Genomic DNA, 15,899 nt, shown 5'->3' with positions numbered 1-15,899 from the left:
AGCTTACTTGTCGCTGCCGCGGGCCAGCTTGGCGATGATCCAGCCGGTAGCGAAGGCCACGCCGAACGAGGCCAGCGGACGTTCGCGGATCAGCTCAGCAGCGCTGTCGATCAGGTCCTTGCCCTTGTCCATCAGCGCGTCGACCTGTTCCTTGGCGGCGGCACCACCGAACTCGGCAGCAGCCAGGCCCGACAGCGCGCTGTCGGAAAGTTCAGCCTTGACGTTGGCCTTGCCGATGCGCAGTTCATCGGTCGCGGCGCCGGTAGCGCCCTTGATCGCACCGCCGGCAGCGCTGGCGGCCTGCTTCAGGTGGGAACCGGCTTCACCCAGGTGGTCCTTCAGGTTCTCGGTATTGGTGGGGCTCATCGAATCACTCCTGTTGCGATGGGGGAACGGGCGATCGGCGCTTGGCCGACCTGGACGTACAGCAATAGCATCACGTGGGTATAGGGGGCGTTACGGCCAGGCGATCAGCGCATCACCAACTGGCCCTGCTGCTGGCCATTGTTGCGCAGCACGCGCAGCACCAGGGTGGGCGGGCGCTGCTGGAAATTGGCGCGCCAGCTGGCCAGGTCGGCGAACTCGCCCACCGTGGCGTCGGTGATGATGTCGCCCTGCTGCAGGCCATTGGTCGCGGCGCGGCTGCCGCGCTTGACCTCGCTGACCAGCACGCCGCCCACGCCAGACTGACGCAGCGATTCGGGCAGGTCGACGAAGCTGGCACCGGTCAGGCGCGGGTCCAGGCTCTCGCCGCTGACCACGCGCGCCTGTTCCTTCAGCGTTGCCTTGATCTGCAGCGGCTTGCCTTCGCGGCGAACGTCCAGAGTCAGCACGCTGCCCACCGCCGCCAGGCCTTCCACGTTGTGCAGTGCTTCGGCACTGTCCACGCGCTGGCCGTTGGCCGATACCACCACGTCGCCCGGCTTCAGTCCTGCGGCGGCACCGGCCGAACCGGCCAGCACGCGGGTTACCAGGGCGCCACGGGTTTCGCCCAGGCCCAGGCCCTGCGCGATCTGCGCGCTCAGGTTCTGGCTTTCGATGCCCAGCGTGCCGCGCACCACCACACCATGCTTGACCAGCTGGTCGACCACGCTGCGGGCCAGGTTCGACGGAATCGCCAGGCCCAGGCCGATGTTGCCGGCCATGCTGCCCTGCGGGTTGAAGCTGGCGGTGTTGATGCCCACCAGCTGGCCCTGCAGGTTGACCAGTGCGCCACCGGAATTGCCGGGGTTGATCGATGCATCGGTCTGGATGAAGTTCTGGTAGCCCAGCCCGCGGATGCCACTGCGGCCCACCGCCGAGACGATGCCCGAGGTGACCGTCTGGCTGAAACCGAACGGATTGCCGATGGCGACCACGAAGTCGCCCACCCGCAGCTGGTCGCTGTTGCCCAGCTTGATGTCGGTCAGGTTCTGCGCCGGAATGCGGATCAGCGCGATGTCGGTGTCGCGGTCCGAGCCGAGGAACTCGGCCTTCACCGTGCGCCCATCGGCCAGTGTCACCTGCACGTCATCAGCGTTGTCGATGACGTGGTGGTTGGTCAGCACCAGGCCTTCGGTGGCATCGATGATGACGCCCGAACCGAGTGACTCGTTGATCCGCTCCTGCGGGATGTCCGGGAACAGGCGGCGGAAGAACGGGTCGTTGAAGAACGGGTTGCGTACCCGCACCACCTGCTTGGTGTTGACGCTGACCACCGCCGGCATCGCCTTTTCCAGCATCGGTGCAAGCGAAGGCACCGCCTGCCCGGCGACCGCGGCCGGCAGCGCTGCGGAGGTGGGCAGTACCGCCGGCAGCGGAGCGGCATCGGCACGGTTGTCCAGGTGCGCATTGAGGCCGGTGGCAACGAAGCCGCCGAAGGCAGCGGCGATTGCGAGCGTAAGCAGGGTGGGAAGCGGTCGCATGGGAGTCGGTTCGCAGGCTGAGGTTGGGGCCGTTGACGCATACGGTAGAACAAGCTGAATGAGTGTGTCGCGATCTGGATAAATGCCCCATGAAAATCCGACCCTCACCGCAGGCGCCGGAAAGCTGACGCGCGCACCACAACGCTGTTCGCGACAGCCGCGAGCGAGTGCCGCAAGGCACGCCGGCAGCGCCCTGATACACCGCGACACTTGCGCAGTTCCGCGCATCCCGACCTTGCGATGACGCTCAGTGCTGCGCGGATGTGTGGCTGCTGCCAGTGCCTGCATCGGCACGCCAGCAGCAGGCAGGCTGCGCAGCACACTGCTTAAAAAAAGGGATTTCCTGACTGCGGGGCACGTCCGCCGCCGCTATCGCTTACTCCAGTTGCGTCGCACAGGATGCGATTGGCCGGCCGTGCCCGTTCCACGATAGCCATTGTCGGTATAGCATCGCCCCGTTTTGACAATCCAGGCCCCTAGGAGGGCAACATGAGCAACGGTAATGGTGTGTCGGTCGTGACCGACGCCGTCGAGAACGTGAAAGAAACCGCCACCAACGTCGGCGAGACCATCGCCCACGCCGCCGAAGACGCAGTGAAGTCGGTCAAGAAGACCGTCAAGCGCGCCCGCAAGGCTGCCACCACCCGCGTCGCCAAGGCCAAGAAGGTCGTGGCCAAGGTCGAGAAGACCGTTGCCAAGAAGGCCGAGAAGGCTGCCAAGTCGGTCGGCAAGACCGTTGCCAACGCCAAGAAGAAGCTGGAAGCGGCCAAGAAGAACGCCAAGGCCGAAGCTGCTGCCCTGAAGAAGGAAGTGGCCAAGAAGAAGGCGGCTGCCGGCAAGACCGTGACCAAGAAGGTTGCTGCTGCCAAGAAGACCACCAAGGCTGCCGGCAAGAAGGTCGCTACCGTGAAGAAGGCCGCCACCAAGAAGGTTGCGACCGCCAAGAAGGCTGTGGCCAAGAAGACCGCTGCTGCCAAGAAGGTTGTCGGCAAGAAGGTCGCTACCGCCAAGAAGGCTGTGGCCAAGAAGACCGTGGCCGCCAGGACGGTCGTCGGCAAGAAGGTCGCTACCGCCAAGAAGGCTGCGGCCAAGAAGACCGTCGCTGCCAAGAAGGTCGTCGGCAAGAAGACTGTCGCTGCCAAGAAGGTCGTCGGCAAGAAGACCGTCGCTGCCAAGAAGGTCGTCGGCAAGAAGACCGCCACTGCCAAGAAGGTTGTCGGCAAGAAGACCGCTGCTGCCAAGAAGGTTGTCGGCAAGAAGGTCGCTGCTACCCGCAAGACGGTCGCCAAGAAGGCTGCACCGCTGAAGAAGGCCGTGGCCAAGAAGGCTCCGGCCAAGAAGGCCGTGCGCAAGGCTGCCAAGCGCAAGTAATCGCGCGTGGTTTGAAGGCCCTTCCGCTCATCGGGCGGGAGGGCCTTCTGCGTTTTCGGGGGGGGGGACTGATCATTGCCTGGCGTGGATCTGCGGCAGCAGCCTGGGGCAAGATGAAGGTCTTCCGCAGGAGCCCTGACCATGCGCGGCATCGATTTCAGTTCCTGGCAGGGCGTGCTGTCCACCCTGGCCGGGTTGGTCCTGATCACCCTGCTCGGCGTGGGCATCCGCCTGCTGGTGATGCAGACCCTGCAGCAGCGCCGCGAACGAGAGAATCGGCAGATCAATGAGCGGCTGCGTACCTTGATGGCGGCCTACAAGACGCTGGGCGGCTCCTTCACCGGTGAGCTGGGGGTCGATCCAACCCACCTGCGCGACCTGCGCCAGCGGGCCCACGAAGAAGGCATCGCCGAGCCGGGCTCGGATCGGGCCCGGCGCATCCGCGATGCGGTCGAAGCGGCCTTGTCGGACATCCTGCTGCTGGGCACCGACGAGCAGGTACGGCTGGCCGCGCGCGCTGCCAGTGAACTGGCACAGGGGCGTGCGGTGCACACACACGAACTGGTGATCTCGCTGCGCGACTTCGTCCGCGAGGCGCTGGACCTTGCGCCGGTACCGGCCGACCTGGAGATCCCGCGCCAAGGGCCTACCCGCCCTGCGGGCAGCGGTGGCGGAAGTGGCAAGGGCCGCAACGAGGGCGACGCCAAGGGCGGTCGCACCGGTGGAGGTGGCGGCGGTGGCGGCGGCATGGGTGCCGGAATGGGCGGGCTGGGTGTTGGTGCCGGTGCTGCGCTGGGTGCCGGCCACGCGGCCGGTGAGGATGAAGCGGGCGCCCGCTGAGGACGCCCGCCCGGGTCAGCGCTTGAGTTCGAAGATCGGCTCGAATCCGCCGTAGATCATCCGTGCACCGTCGAACGGCATGGGATTCTTCGACGGGTCCAACCGCGGGTCTTCCATCATTTTCTGCATGCCTGCATCGCGGGTGGCCTTGTCCGGCCACTCGATCCAGGAAAACACCACGGTCTCCTCCGCCGTGGCTTTCACCGCGCCGAAGAAGTCGGTGGTCTTGCCGTGCGGCACGTCATCGCCCCAGCACTCGACCACGCGCAGCGCGCCGTGTTCGAGGAACACCACGTCGCCGCTGCGCGCGTGGGCGAGGAACTTCTCCTTGTTGGCGGTGGGCACCGCCAGGACGAAACCATCGATGTAGCTCATCGCTTGCCTCCGGAATGGACCGTGCCAGGTGCACGGCCTTCATTGAGTCGACGCTTCAGGGCGCGGCAAATCGACATCGATTGCCGCGCCATTGAATCGAAGCGCGTGCGCGTACCGCGCGCGTATGCCTGAGCCTTGCTGAATCAATGCAAAAAATTCAGCAATGCGAAGACCGCTGTTTTCAGGGAGCGTTGTGGCGAATAACGGAGAATTTACATTYCCGATGCGATGGCGCCCTGGCGCTGCTGCACACCATAAGAAAGTAAAGGTGTACCCCCATGAAGAATTCGCTGATTGCTCTGGCTCTGGCCGCTGCCCTGCCGTTCACCGCTTCGGCCGCCGAGAACCTGTCCTACAACTACGCCGAGGCTGACTACGCCAAGACCGACGTTGACGGCATCAAGGCTGATGGCTGGGGCGTGAAGGGTTCCTACGGCTTCCTGCCGAACTTCCACGCTTTCGGCGAGTACAGCCGTCAGGAAGTCGACCACACCAACATCAAGGTTGACCAGTGGAAGGTCGGTGCCGGCTACAACGTCGAAATCGCTCCGTCGACCGACTTCGTTGCCCGCGTCGCCTACCAGAAGTTCGACCAGAAGCACGGCCTGGATTTCAACGGCTACAGCGCTGAAGCCGGTATCCGTACCGCGTTCGGTGCCCACGCTGAGGTCTACGGCCTGGTCGGTTACGAAGATTATTCGAAGAAGCACGGCGTCGACATCGACAGCCAGTGGTACGGCCGTCTGGGTGGTCAGGTCAAGCTGAACCAGAACTGGGGCCTGAACGGCGAGCTGAAGATGAACCGCCACGGCGACAAGGAATACACCGTCGGCCCGCGCTTCAGCTGGTAATTGCATCTACGGCGCGCCCGCGCGCTGTTCGTGCTGAAACAGGCCCGGCATTGCCGGGCCTGTTGCGTTGTGGGAATCAGAACAGAGTCTGACTGCGATGCGCGGCGTCATGTTGCATTGCAATGAATTGGATTCCGCCACCGCCAGTGGCGGCCTACGGTGGATATCCCGTGCTGCCGGATACACCGCGATGCCGCCCGTACTCCCACCGCTGCTCCCCGACCGGCCGCGCCGTCTGGCGCTGCTGGATCCGCATCCGGTGCTGCGGCTGGGGGTGGAAGTGCTGCTGCACCAGCACAGCGGCGTGCACGTGCGCGGCAGCTACGCCAACGAAGATGACCTGGTGGAACTGCTGCAACGCGAACCCGGCTGCGTTGACCTGCTGGTGATCGATGCGCTGCCGCTGGGGGATCTTGGCGACGGGTTGCAGCTGCTGCGCGGATTGTCCCGGCGCTGGCCCAGCCTGCCGATACTGGTGCTGTCGGCGCACTGCAATGCCAGCACCGTGGCCACGACGATGCAGGCCGGCGCACGCGGCTTCCTGTCCAAGGCGACCACGCCGGAAATGCTGCTGCGCGCGGTGGACGTGGTGGCCCGCGGTGGGCGGTTCGTGCCCCCGGAGCTGCGCACGCAGCTGAATCGATCGCGCGCGCGGCGCATGTCGGCGCCCAGCCTGACGCCACTGAGCCGGCGTGAACGCGAAGTGCTGCGGCTGGTGCTGCAGGGGTGCAGCACCGGCGAAGTGGCCCGGCGCTTCCAGCGCTCGGCCAGCACGATCAGCACGCAGAAGAAAGCGGCCTACCAGAAGCTCGGCATCCGCAGCGATGTCGAACTGTTCCGCATCCGCCACCTGCTGGAGTGTGGCTGACGGGCGCGCTTACTCGCCCTGGTACTGCTTTTCCTCGACCAACGCCGAACCGGCAACACGGTTGATCTCGTTCTTCACCTGTACGCGTTCGCCGTTGGTGCCGTACACGCCGCGCGCCAGCTGGATGAACGCCTCGTCGAATACCTGCGCCGCTTCCTTGTCGCGCAGCTGGTCCTGGATCTCCCACATGCGCTCGTTGATGGCCTTCAACTGCGTCTTCAGCGCGGCCAGTGCCGGCTGCGCGTCAAGCTGCTGCTGCAGCAGCGGCAGCAGGCCGTCAAGCTCGGTGCGCACGTTGGCCAGCTTGGTCGCATCGTCGATGCGCTCGGCCTTGATCTCGAGAATGGTGATCTTGTCGATCAGCTCGCCGATCGATACCGGGGTCAGGATGGCGTCCACGTGGTTGGTTCCTGGAAATAGGCCCGCATGATACCGCGCCCACCGYAGCGCGGATTTACGCTGAATTTGCGCTGGCACGGCAGCATCGCCATCGAACCGTTACGGCCMTGCCATCGACACTGCCGTCCCGGCGGACAGACCGCCTTCGACGAGGAAGTGAGTGCAGTGAAGAGCAAGGGGATGATCATGGCCAGCGCGGCCGCACTGGCGGGGCTGCTGTGCGCCGGCAGCGTGCAGGCGCAGGTGCAGGTGAGTGGCACGGCGGCATTGACCAGCGACTATGTCTGGCGCGGCAGTTCGCAGAGCGAGGGCGATCCGGCCGCGCAGGTGGGGGCAAAGGTGACGGTGGGTTCGGGCTGGTATGCCAGCGCATGGGGATCGAATGTCTCGTTCACGCCGGACAGCGGGGCACGCAGCGAGTTCGATCTCGTCGCCGGCTGGTCCGGCGCGCTGTCGCCGGACTGGAGCCTGGATGCGAACCTCACCCGGTATGTCTATCCGGGCACTGGCCGCGCACTGGACTGGACCGAACTCAATGTCACCACCACCTGGAAGCAACGCGCCTGGCTGCAGGTTGCCCACTCCAACGATGCCCTGGCCGGCGGCCGTCGCGGCACCTACGCACAGCTGGGCGTGCGGGTGCCGTTGAACGAGCGCGTGCGGTTGGAAGCGGCGGTGGGGCAGTACTGGCTGGCCACCGCGCAGGGGCCGGACTACCTGCATGGCCAGCTCAGTGCCATTGCCACGTTGACGCCGGCCTGGGAACTGCGCGCCACCGTGCATGACACCGACAGCGCCGCCAAGCGTCTGTTCCCGGGCAATGCCGGTGGACGCTGGGAACTGGCGCTGCAGGGCAGCTTCTAGTCGGCCGACGCGGCCTGGCGTGCGCGCCAGGCACTGGGCAGCCACACCAGCAGGGCCAGTACCGCCACCGCGGTACCGGCCACGCACACGCCGGTCCAGCCGAAACGCTGGTAGACCTGTGCCGACAGCAGCGAGCCCAGCGAACCCCCGATGAAATAGCCGGTCATGTAACCGGCATTGAGGCGGTTGCGTGCCTCCGGCTGCAGTGCGTAGATCAGGTTCTGGTTGCTGACATGCAGCAGCTGCGCGGCCAGGTCCAGCACCACCACGCCGACCAGCAGCGCCAGCAGCGAATACGCCGACAGCCCCAGAGGCAGCCAGGACAGCAGCAACAGCACCAGCGCAATGGCCGTGGCCCGGCCGGTCTGGCCACGATCCGACATGCGCCCGGCAAGGCCGGCAGCCAGCGTACCGGCGGCACCGACCAGCCCGAACAGGCCGATGGTGGCGTCGCTGTAGGCATACGGCGGCTGCGCCAGCAGGAAGGCCAGTGGCGTCCAGAAGATCGCGAACATCGCAAAGCTGCACGCGCCGAGCAGCGTGCGCTGGCACAGCACCGGTTCCTGCACGAACAGCGTGCCGATCGAGCGCAGCAGCGCGAAGTAGCTCAGCCCGGCGCTGTGGTGGAAACGCGGCAGGCCGCGCTGCAGGGCCAGCGCGGTCAGCACCAGCGTTCCTGCAGCGATCGCATAGACCAGGCGCCAGTCGCCCAGGCTCGACAGCAGCCCGGCCACGGTGCGTGCCAGCAGGATGCCCAGCAGCAGCCCGCTCATCAGCGTGCCGACCACGCGGCCGCGATGCTCCGGTGCGGCCAGGGTGGCGGCGAACGGCACCAGCACCTGCGCCACCACCGAGAACAACCCGGTGATCGCGGTACCGGCCAGCAGCCATGGCAACGACGGCGCGCACGCGCTGATCACCAGCCCGCTGGCCGACAGCAACGTCATCACCACGATCAGCCGGCGGCGCTCGAACAGGTCACCCAACGGCACCAGCAGGATCAGGCCAGCGGCGTAGCTCAACTGCGCAGCGGTCACCACCATGCCGACCTGGCCGAAAGGCACGCCGAAGGCATCGGCGATGGTATGCAGCAACGGCTGCGCGTAGTAATTGCTGGCCACCGCGACGCCGGTGGCGACCGACATCAACAGGATCTGCCAGCGCTGCAGGGGAGGAAGGGAAGGAGACACGCGATGTTCCGTGAAGCAGGGCAGCACAGTGTCTGCCTGCTGCGGTCATGATGGAAATGAATCATCATCATCGCTGTCATCTGGAATTGAGATACGGGTGTGAACCTGAAGCAGCTCGAGTTCGCCGTGGCCCTGGCTGAAGAGGGCAACTTCACCCGTGCGGCCGCGCGCTGCCACGTCGTGCAGTCGGCCCTGAGCCATCAGATTGCCCATCTGGAGCAGGAGCTGGGCACGGTGTTGTTCGAGCGGCTGCCGCGCCAGGTGCGCGCCACCGCGGCGGGAGAGGCGTTGCTGGTGCACGCCCGGCAGGTGCTGGCCAGCCTGCGCCACCTGCGTGCCGACGTCGCTGCCGTCAGTGGTGACGTGCGCGGACTGCTGGCGATCGGGCAGATCTCGTCGCTGACCGGCGTCGACGTGGTGGCCATGCTGGCTGCCTTCCAGCAGCAGCACCCGCAGGTGGAGTTCCAGTTGCGGGTGGACAAGAGCGAGACCCTGCTGCAGCAGGTGCAGTCGCGCGCACTGGACGTGGCGCTGGTGGGGCTGGCGCCGTCGGCCCATCTGGAGGGCGYCTGCCACCAGATGCTGCAGGAAGAGGATCTGGTGGCCGTGCTGGCGCCGCAGCATCGGCTGGCCACGCGCCAGCGGTTGCCGTTGGCGGCGCTGCAGGATGAGGCCCTGGTCGATTTCCCGCGGGGGACCGGCGCGCGCCGGCAGACCGATGATGCGTTCGCCGCAGCGGGCCTGCCGCATCAGGTGCGTTTCGAGGTCAACCTGATGGAACTGGTCGAGCGCTTCGTCCGCCACGGCCTTGCGGTGGGCATCGTGCCAGTGCGGATCGCCGACGGTTTTGAAGGGGTGGTGCAGGTGCCGCTGCAACCGACCCCGACCCGGCGCGTACATCTGGTCTGGCAGCGCCTGCCGACGCCGGCCGCACGCGCCTTCGTCGACGCCGTGCTCAGCTGCGCAGGCGCAGGCTCAGGCCCTTGAGGAAGTTGCGCAGCATCTGGTCCAGGCAGCGCCGGTAGTTCTTGTGGCCGGGCTGGCGGAACAGCGCGCCGAGTTCGGATTTGGAGACGTTGAAGCCGATGCTGGTGAAGATCTCCATCATGTCGACATCGCGCAGCTGGAAGGCCACGCGCAGCTTCTTCAACACCAGGTTGTTGTCGATGCGGGTTTCCACCGCGCGCGGCGCCTGGCCCTCATCGTGACCGCGCAGGTGCAGGATCAGGCCATCGAGGAAGTGCGCCAGCGCACTGTCGCTCATCGGCTGGAAACCCGGCTCGTCTTCACGCAGCAGCCAGGCCTTGGCCTGGTCGACATCCACTTCGAACGCCGGATCGGCCATCTGGCACAGGGTCACCACGTGGTGGTCGCCGAGGTCCAGGGAGTAGCGCACGCTGCGCAGTACATCATTATTGATCATGGCCCATTGTACCGGCCCTGCGGCTGTAACCGGACTGTCACCGGATTGCAGCATCGTGAGCGCTGTTCTGCAGAGACCCTCTCCGATGCGCCGGTACCTCCTTTCCGTTCTGCTGGCCGCCAGCAGCTTCGCCGCCACCGCCCAGGACCGTTTCGTGCCCGTGGAGCAGCGTCTCAGCGCGGCCCAGCTGGCCGAAGTGGGCCTGGACGCGACCCAGCTGCAGACCCTGAACCGCGTGCTGCGCGAGGCCGAGGCATCTACGCCCGTACCCACGCGGGCGGCGGTTGCGGCCAACACCGGCGCGCCGTTGCCGGCCAACGTTCCCGCCCCGGCGGCGATGCACCTGGGCCTGGAAGAGGGGCCAGTCAGCGCGCGCGTGGTCGGCGACGTCGCGGGTTGGCAGCCGGGCTCGGTGTTCACCCTCGACAACGGTCAGCAGTGGCAGGTGATGAAGGGCCAGATGAAGCTGCGCAAGACCCTGCAGGCACCGCAGATCGAGGTGATTCCGGGTATCGCCGGACGCTGGTTCCTGCAGGTCGACGAAGATCTGCCGAAGGCACGCGTGTTCCGCCTGCGCTGACCGCGCGCACCGCAGCGGGCCGATCAGGCAACGCAGCCGTGGGCCGACGGTGCCAGAATGGCGGTCTGGTTTCCCACGGAGTTGTCTGATGACCCGAACCGTCCTGATTACCGGCGCCACTTCCGGCTTCGGCGCCGCTGCCGTACACCGCTTCGCCCAGGCGGGCTGGAAAGTGATCGCCACCGGCCGTCGCAGCGAACGCCTGCAGCCGCTGGTCGAGCGCTACGGCAAGGAGGTGGTGCACGCGGCCGTGTTCGACGTGCGTGATCCGGTCGCGATGGAAGCGGCACTGCTGGCGCTGCCGCCGGCCTTCGGTGACATCGATCTGCTGGTCAACAATGCCGGTCTGGCCCAGGGCACCGCGCCGGCGCAGAGCGCCAGTCTGAAGGACTGGACGACGATGATCGACACCAACATCACCGCGCTGGTCACCCTGACCCATCGCCTGTTGCCGCAGCTGGTGGAGCGCAAGGGCGCCATCATCAACATTTCGTCGGTGGCCGGTGTCTATCCGTATCCGGGCGGCAACGCCTATGGCGGCACCAAGGCGTTCGTCAGCCAGTTCTCGCTGGGCCTGCGTTCGGACCTGCACGGTACCGGTGTACGCGTGACCACCATCGAGCCGGGCATGGCCGAAACCGAGTTCACCGTGGTCCGCACCCATGGCGACCAGGTTGCGTCGGACAAGCTGTACACCGGCGCCAACCCGATGACCGCCGAAGACATCGCCGAGCAGATCTTCTGGGTGGCGAGCCTGCCCCCGCACCTGAACATCAATCGCCTGGAACTGATGCCGGTCAGCCAGTCGTTCGCCGGTTTCCAGGTTGCCCGCGAGAGCTGATCCGCTGTCTGCAGCGTCGAGCCCGGCGCTGCACGGGCAAAAAAAAAGCCGGGCAATGCCCGGCTTTTTTCATTATGCCTGCACGCTTACTGCGCCTTGATCGCCATCGCCTGCAGGCCGGTGCCATCCAGCTTCTGCTTGGCTTCGGAAAGCTCACCGGCGGTGCCATAGGGCCCCATGCGTACGCGGTACACGGTCTTGCCGTTGATCTGCGCCGACTCCACGCGTGCGGCCAGGCCCATCATCGCCAGCTTGGCCTTGGTCGCTTCGGCATCGCCGGACGCGCCGAACGCACCGGCCTGCAGGATGTAGCGGGCGTTGTCGGCCGGTGCCGGGGCTGCTGCAGTGCTGGCGGTGGCCGGCGCGGTTTCGCTGCGTGCCGCAGGAGCGGCGGCAACGGTGCTGGTGCTGGCCGGCGCGGTGGTGGCCGCTGGCGCGGCGGTCGTCGGGCGTTCACTCACCGGCGTCGGCAGCGGACGGCTGGTGGCGGTCACCGGCGCGGTGCTGGCAACGCTCGCCGTCGCCGCAGGGGCTGCGGCCGCAACCGCCGCCGGCACGGGCTTGCCTTCCAGTGCGGCCTGCGCGCGCTGCGCTTCGGCCTTGCTCCGGCGCTGTTCCTCGGCGCGCGCGCTGGCGGCCAGTTCGGCGTCGGACATCTCCACTTCCTTGCCAGGCAGCAGGGTGTAGAAGTCGTACTGGGTGGCGGCCGGCTTTTCCGGCTCAGCCGGTTTCGGCGTGACCGGCTGTGCGGCCGGCTGGGTGCCGACATCGCCTTCGCCATCGGCCACCGGCGCCGGCTGCGCGTTCGGGTTCGGCTGCGGACCGGCGCGCAGGAAGCCATCGCCCTCGCCCTTGAACAGGTTCGGCGCCGCCAGGAACACCACGGCGGCGATCGCCACGCCGGCAACCAGCCACACCCATCCGGGCGTGCCTTGGCTGCTGTTGCGCCGAGCCTGTGTCTTGCCGCGTCGTGCTGCCATGTCTACTGCGTCTCCTGAGGCTTACATTTTTTCCGGGGCGGAAACGCCCAGGAGGTCGAGGCCGTTGGCCAGTACCTGGCGCGCCGCGCAGGCCAGGGTCAACTTGGCATTGCGATCGGTCGCGTCGTCCACCAGCACCGGCGTCCCGTGATACCACGTGTGGAAGGCGTGCGCCAATTCGCGCAGGTACTGCGCGACCAGATGCGGTTCCAGCGCCACGCCGGCCGCTTCCACCACTTCCGGATAACGCGAGATCTCGTTCATCAGGGCCAGCGATGCGTCATCGGCCAGGCGGCCCAGATTGGACAGGCCGGTGCCCTGTTCGTAGACCAGACCCTTCTCCTGCGCCTGGCGCAGCAGGCTGCAGACACGGGCATGTGCGTACTGCACGTAGAACACCGGGTTGTCGTTGCTCTGCTGACGGGCCAGGTCGATGTCGAAGGTCAGCTGTGAATCGGGCTTGCGTGCGATCAGGAACCAGCGGGTCGCGTCGCGGCCGGCTTCTTCGATGAGGTCGCGCAGGGTGAAGTAGCTGCCGGCACGCTTGGACAGCTTCACTTCCTCGCCGCCGCGCATGACGGTGACCATCTGGTGCAGCACGTATTCAGGCCAGCCCTGCGGGATGCCCACTTCCATGGCCTGCAGGCCGGCACGCACGCGCGCCAGTGAACCGTGGTGGTCCGCGCCCAGTTCGGTGATCGCGCGCTCGTAGCCGCGCTGCCACTTCGACAGGTGGTAGGCCACGTCCGGCACGAAGTAGGTGAAGGTGCCGTCGGACTTGCGCATCACGCGGTCCTTGTCGTCACCGAAGTCGGTGCTGCGCAGCCACAGCGCGCCGCCTTCCTCATAGGTATGGCCCGACGCCTGCAGCTTGGCCACTGCCTCGGCGACCTTGCCATCGGCGTACAGCGAGCTTTCCAGGAAGTAGATGTCGAAATCCACGCCGAACGCGGCCAGGTCCAGGTTCTGCTCGTTGCGCAGGTAGGCCACGGCGAAGCGGCGGATCGCCTGCAGGTCGTCCGGGTCCTTGGCGCCGACCACCAGGGTGCCTTCCAGGTCGACGCTGGCGCCGGACATGTAGGCACGTGCCACGTCGGCGATGTAGTCGCCGCGGTAGCCGCCTTCCGGCCAGCCTTCCTGGTCCGGGGCAATGCCCTTCACCCGGGCCTGGGTCGACAGCGCCAGGTTCTCGATCTGCACGCCGGCATCGTTGTAGTAGAACTCGCGCTTGGCATTCCAGCCGTTGGCATCGAGCACGCGTGCCACGCAGTCGCCGATGGCCGCGGCGCGGCCGTGGCCGACATGCAGCGGACCGGTCGGGTTGGCCGACACATACTCCACGCCTACCGTGCGGCCATTGCCGGACAGGTTGCGGCCGTAATCGGCGCCTTCCTTGATGACGGTGACGGCTTCACGCTGGTACGCGGCCGGCGCCAGGTGGAAATTGATGAAGCCGGGGCCGGCGATCTCGACCTTGCTGACGTCTTCGCTGCGCGGCAGTGCCTCGACCAGCGCCTGTGCCAGTGCGCGCGGATTGCTGCGCGCGGCCTTGGCCAGCAGCATCGCGGCGTTGGTGGCGAAGTCGCCATGGTCGCGGGTCTTCGGGCGCTCGACCACGAAGTCCGGCGGCAGGGAGTCGACGGGCAGGGTGCCATTGGCGCGCAAGGCTTCGATGCCTTGGCTGATCAGGGCGCGGAGGAGATTTTTCACGAGGCCTGCTGTGAGAATGAGCGGCGGAATCGCCCATTTTAGCGCAGATGCCGGCCTCAACGCTGACCGGGGCCTGCCTGCCAGGGCACGCGTCGCGGCGTGCTGCTGCGGGGCTCATCCGACCAGGCGGGCCTGGAGCGGTGGCAGAAGACCCCGTTCAGCAAACGAAACCGGACGCCCCTCGCCGACCACGAAGTGGTCCAGCAGGCGGATGTCGACCAGTGCCAAGGCCCGTTGCAGTTCCTCGGTGATCTGCGCGTCGGCGGCCGAGGGTTCCGGGTCGCCAGAGGGATGGTTATGGCTGAGGATGACCGCGGCGGCGTTGTGCAGCAGGGCTCTGCGCACTACTTCACGGGGGTAGACCGGGGCCGCGTTGATGGTACCGGCGAACAGTTCCTCGCAGGCGATCAGGCGGTGGCGGTTGTCCAGGAACAGGACCACGAACAGTTCCCGTGCCTGCCCACGCAGACGGTGCTGCAGGTAACGGCCGACGGCGGCAGGGTTGTTGCCGACCGCTTCGCCCTGTTGCAGTTCAGCGGCCAGGTAGCGGTGGGCCAGCTCCAGCCCTGCGGCCAGCGTGCAGCTGCGAGCCGGCCCCAACCCGGGGAGTTTCGATAGTTCGCGGGCGGAGCGGTCCAGCAGCACGCGCAACGGGCCGTGGGCGAGCAACAGGTCGCGCGCGGTCTGTACGGCGTCCCGGCCGCCAATGCCGGAACCCAGGAACAGGGCCAGCAGTTCGGCGTCGGACAGTGAAGTGGGACCGCGGGCCAGCAGCTTCTCGCGGGGGCGCTCTTCTTCGGGCCATTCATGGATGGGCATGGCACCCATCATGGCGATCATCGCCGACCGCTCCCATAAGCCCTTGCCGCACCTGCGGGTCGGCCAAGCCCTCAGTCGCGCCGGGTCTGCAGGTAGTCGTAGAGTTCCTGGTTGGTCTGCAGGCCCAGCTTGCGCATGGCTTCGGCCTTCTGCCGGCTGATCGTCTTCGGGCTGCGCCCGCTGCGGTCGGCGATGGCATTGATGTTCAGGCCATCGGTCAGCAGTTGCAGCACTTCCAGTTCGCGTGTCGACAACGCAGCCGGTGGATGGGGGAACAGCAGATCGCGGGCCTGCAGGTGGCGCCGCAGCTGGTCGGAAACGAACACCTGCCCGGCCATGGCGGCATGCAGGGCCTGCGGTAGTTCGGCGAAGTCGGCGCTCTTGTCGACAAGGCCGTGTACGCCATCGCGCAGCAGGCCATCGAGCAAGCCCGGGTGCCTGGCCCCGGTCAGCACTACCACGGGAAGGTCGGGATGGCGTTGGCGCAGCTCGGCCAGCAGTTCAGGGCCGTCCGGGCCGGGGCCGGGCATGGACAGGTCGGTGAGTACGGCGTGGCAGGGCTGCTGGACCAGCAGCTGCAGCAGTCCGGCACCGTCGGCAGCGGCACCGGCCACGTCCATCTGGTGACGCTCAAGCACGATTCGGATGCCGTGCAGGACGACCGGATGGTCGTCGGCAATGATGATGCGCGGTTGCACGGGGAACTCCTGGGAAATCGAACGGCACACCTCGGTGGCCAGCAATGATTCTGCAAAGCGGGGACGCGAAGAGGTATAGGAAAGTTCCGAATCGGCGCGCAGCAAACCCGGAAAACTCCATCGGCCCCCGCCCATGTGCTGATAGCCGCCCGCTATGTGCCGCGTGCACCGGGAGGTTGCTGGCCT

At 66.8% G+C, this 15,899-nt stretch carries 18 protein-coding genes; 8 read left to right on the top strand and 10 right to left on the bottom strand.

Annotated elements, in window-relative coordinates; translation table 11 throughout:
- Positions 1-3 precede the first annotated feature (3 nt).
- Together AC1DJN_RS00170 and AC1DJN_RS00165 are read right to left on the bottom strand one after the other, a co-directional pair.
- Positions 4-366 (bottom strand): hypothetical protein, encoded by a 363-nt coding sequence (locus tag AC1DJN_RS00170; RefSeq protein ID WP_025878359.1) that lies wholly within the window; start codon positions 364-366, stop codon positions 4-6.
- Between the two features lie 104 nt (positions 367-470).
- Positions 471-1,904: a Do family serine endopeptidase gene (locus AC1DJN_RS00165; protein WP_025878360.1), complete on the bottom strand. Its 1,434-nt coding sequence runs from the start codon at positions 1,902-1,904 to the stop codon at positions 471-473.
- Between the two features lie 489 nt (positions 1,905-2,393).
- Between AC1DJN_RS00165 and AC1DJN_RS00160 the strand changes: the two genes are divergently transcribed.
- Together AC1DJN_RS00160 and AC1DJN_RS00155 are read left to right on the top strand one after the other, a co-directional pair.
- The gene (locus AC1DJN_RS00160; protein WP_442251798.1) at positions 2,394-3,275 is read left to right on the top strand and encodes a histone; all 882 of its coding nucleotides are present in this window, start codon (positions 2,394-2,396) and stop codon (positions 3,273-3,275) included.
- Positions 3,276-3,416: 141 nt separating this feature from the next.
- Positions 3,417-4,115: a hypothetical protein gene (locus AC1DJN_RS00155; RefSeq protein ID WP_059064128.1), complete on the top strand. Its 699-nt coding sequence runs from the start codon at positions 3,417-3,419 to the stop codon at positions 4,113-4,115.
- Positions 4,116-4,130: 15 nt separating this feature from the next.
- On the opposite strand, the gene AC1DJN_RS00150 is transcribed toward AC1DJN_RS00155, so the two are convergent.
- Positions 4,131-4,490 (bottom strand): DUF1428 domain-containing protein, encoded by a 360-nt coding sequence (locus tag AC1DJN_RS00150; protein WP_025878363.1) that lies wholly within the window; start codon positions 4,488-4,490, stop codon positions 4,131-4,133.
- 278 nt (positions 4,491-4,768) lie between these two features.
- Here AC1DJN_RS00150 and AC1DJN_RS00145 point away from each other — a divergent pair, with 278 nt between their 5' ends.
- Both AC1DJN_RS00145 and AC1DJN_RS00140 read left to right on the top strand, forming a co-directional pair.
- Positions 4,769-5,341 (top strand): OmpO family porin, encoded by a 573-nt coding sequence (locus AC1DJN_RS00145; protein WP_025878364.1) that lies wholly within the window; start codon positions 4,769-4,771, stop codon positions 5,339-5,341.
- Positions 5,342-5,531: 190 nt separating this feature from the next.
- Positions 5,532-6,209, top strand: coding sequence for a response regulator (locus AC1DJN_RS00140; RefSeq protein ID WP_033832821.1), 678 nt, complete (start codon positions 5,532-5,534; stop codon positions 6,207-6,209).
- A gap of 9 nt (positions 6,210-6,218) precedes the next feature.
- On the opposite strand, the gene AC1DJN_RS00135 is transcribed toward AC1DJN_RS00140, so the two are convergent.
- Complete coding sequence (locus AC1DJN_RS00135) at positions 6,219-6,608, bottom strand: DUF6165 family protein (RefSeq protein ID WP_025878366.1); 390 nt, start codon at positions 6,606-6,608, stop codon at positions 6,219-6,221.
- A 165-nt stretch (positions 6,609-6,773) separates the two neighbouring features.
- On the opposite strand from AC1DJN_RS00135, the gene AC1DJN_RS00130 reads away from it, so the two are divergent.
- Positions 6,774-7,472 carry a TorF family putative porin gene (locus tag AC1DJN_RS00130; protein ID WP_080150464.1) on the top strand — a complete coding sequence of 233 codons (699 nt, stop codon included), beginning with the start codon at positions 6,774-6,776 and terminating at the stop codon, positions 7,470-7,472.
- Here the strand turns inward: AC1DJN_RS00130 and AC1DJN_RS00125 are convergent.
- Positions 7,469-8,617: an MFS transporter gene (locus AC1DJN_RS00125; protein ID WP_428700737.1), complete on the bottom strand. Its 1,149-nt coding sequence runs from the start codon at positions 8,615-8,617 to the stop codon at positions 7,469-7,471. The genes AC1DJN_RS00130 and AC1DJN_RS00125 overlap by 4 nt on opposite strands.
- Before the next feature lie 144 nt (positions 8,618-8,761).
- On the opposite strand from AC1DJN_RS00125, the gene AC1DJN_RS00120 reads away from it, so the two are divergent.
- A complete protein-coding gene (locus tag AC1DJN_RS00120) occupies positions 8,762-9,649 on the top strand; it encodes a LysR family transcriptional regulator (RefSeq protein ID WP_478038525.1) in 888 nt (295 codons plus the stop codon).
- Here the strand turns inward: AC1DJN_RS00120 and AC1DJN_RS00115 are convergent.
- On the bottom strand, positions 9,618-10,085 hold the full coding sequence (locus tag AC1DJN_RS00115; RefSeq protein ID WP_025878370.1) for a YehS family protein: 468 nt from the start codon (positions 10,083-10,085) through the stop codon (positions 9,618-9,620). The two genes, AC1DJN_RS00120 and AC1DJN_RS00115, sit on opposite strands and share 32 nt — an antisense overlap.
- An 85-nt stretch (positions 10,086-10,170) precedes the next feature.
- Between AC1DJN_RS00115 and AC1DJN_RS00110 the strand changes: the two genes are divergently transcribed.
- A complete protein-coding gene (locus AC1DJN_RS00110; protein ID WP_099844680.1) occupies positions 10,171-10,665 on the top strand; it encodes a hypothetical protein in 495 nt (164 codons plus the stop codon).
- 88 nt (positions 10,666-10,753) lie between these two features.
- Positions 10,754-11,506, top strand: a complete 753-nt coding sequence (locus AC1DJN_RS00105; RefSeq protein WP_025878372.1) for an SDR family NAD(P)-dependent oxidoreductase — start codon at positions 10,754-10,756, stop codon at positions 11,504-11,506.
- Positions 11,507-11,592: 86 nt separating this feature from the next.
- Here the strand turns inward: AC1DJN_RS00105 and AC1DJN_RS00100 are convergent, their stop codons facing one another.
- The 4 genes from AC1DJN_RS00100 to AC1DJN_RS00085 form a co-directional block, all read right to left on the bottom strand.
- Entirely contained in the window at positions 11,593-12,486 is an 894-nt protein-coding gene (locus tag AC1DJN_RS00100; RefSeq protein ID WP_032977036.1) for an SPOR domain-containing protein, read from the bottom strand.
- Between the two features lie 21 nt (positions 12,487-12,507).
- Entirely contained in the window at positions 12,508-14,196 is a 1,689-nt protein-coding gene (gene argS, locus AC1DJN_RS00095; protein WP_025878374.1) for an arginine--tRNA ligase, read from the bottom strand.
- A gap of 114 nt (positions 14,197-14,310) precedes the next feature.
- The gene (gene radC / locus AC1DJN_RS00090; protein WP_032977045.1) at positions 14,311-15,015 is read right to left on the bottom strand and encodes a RadC family protein; all 705 of its coding nucleotides are present in this window, start codon (positions 15,013-15,015) and stop codon (positions 14,311-14,313) included.
- 71 nt (positions 15,016-15,086) lie between these two features.
- Positions 15,087-15,713, bottom strand: a complete 627-nt coding sequence (locus AC1DJN_RS00085; protein WP_025878376.1) for a response regulator — start codon at positions 15,711-15,713, stop codon at positions 15,087-15,089.
- Between the last annotated feature and the right edge of the window lie 186 nt (positions 15,714-15,899).

The organism is Stenotrophomonas sp. 05L414_2, from assembly GCF_056397905.1.
This window is presented reverse-complemented; position numbering and strand designations above follow the sequence as displayed.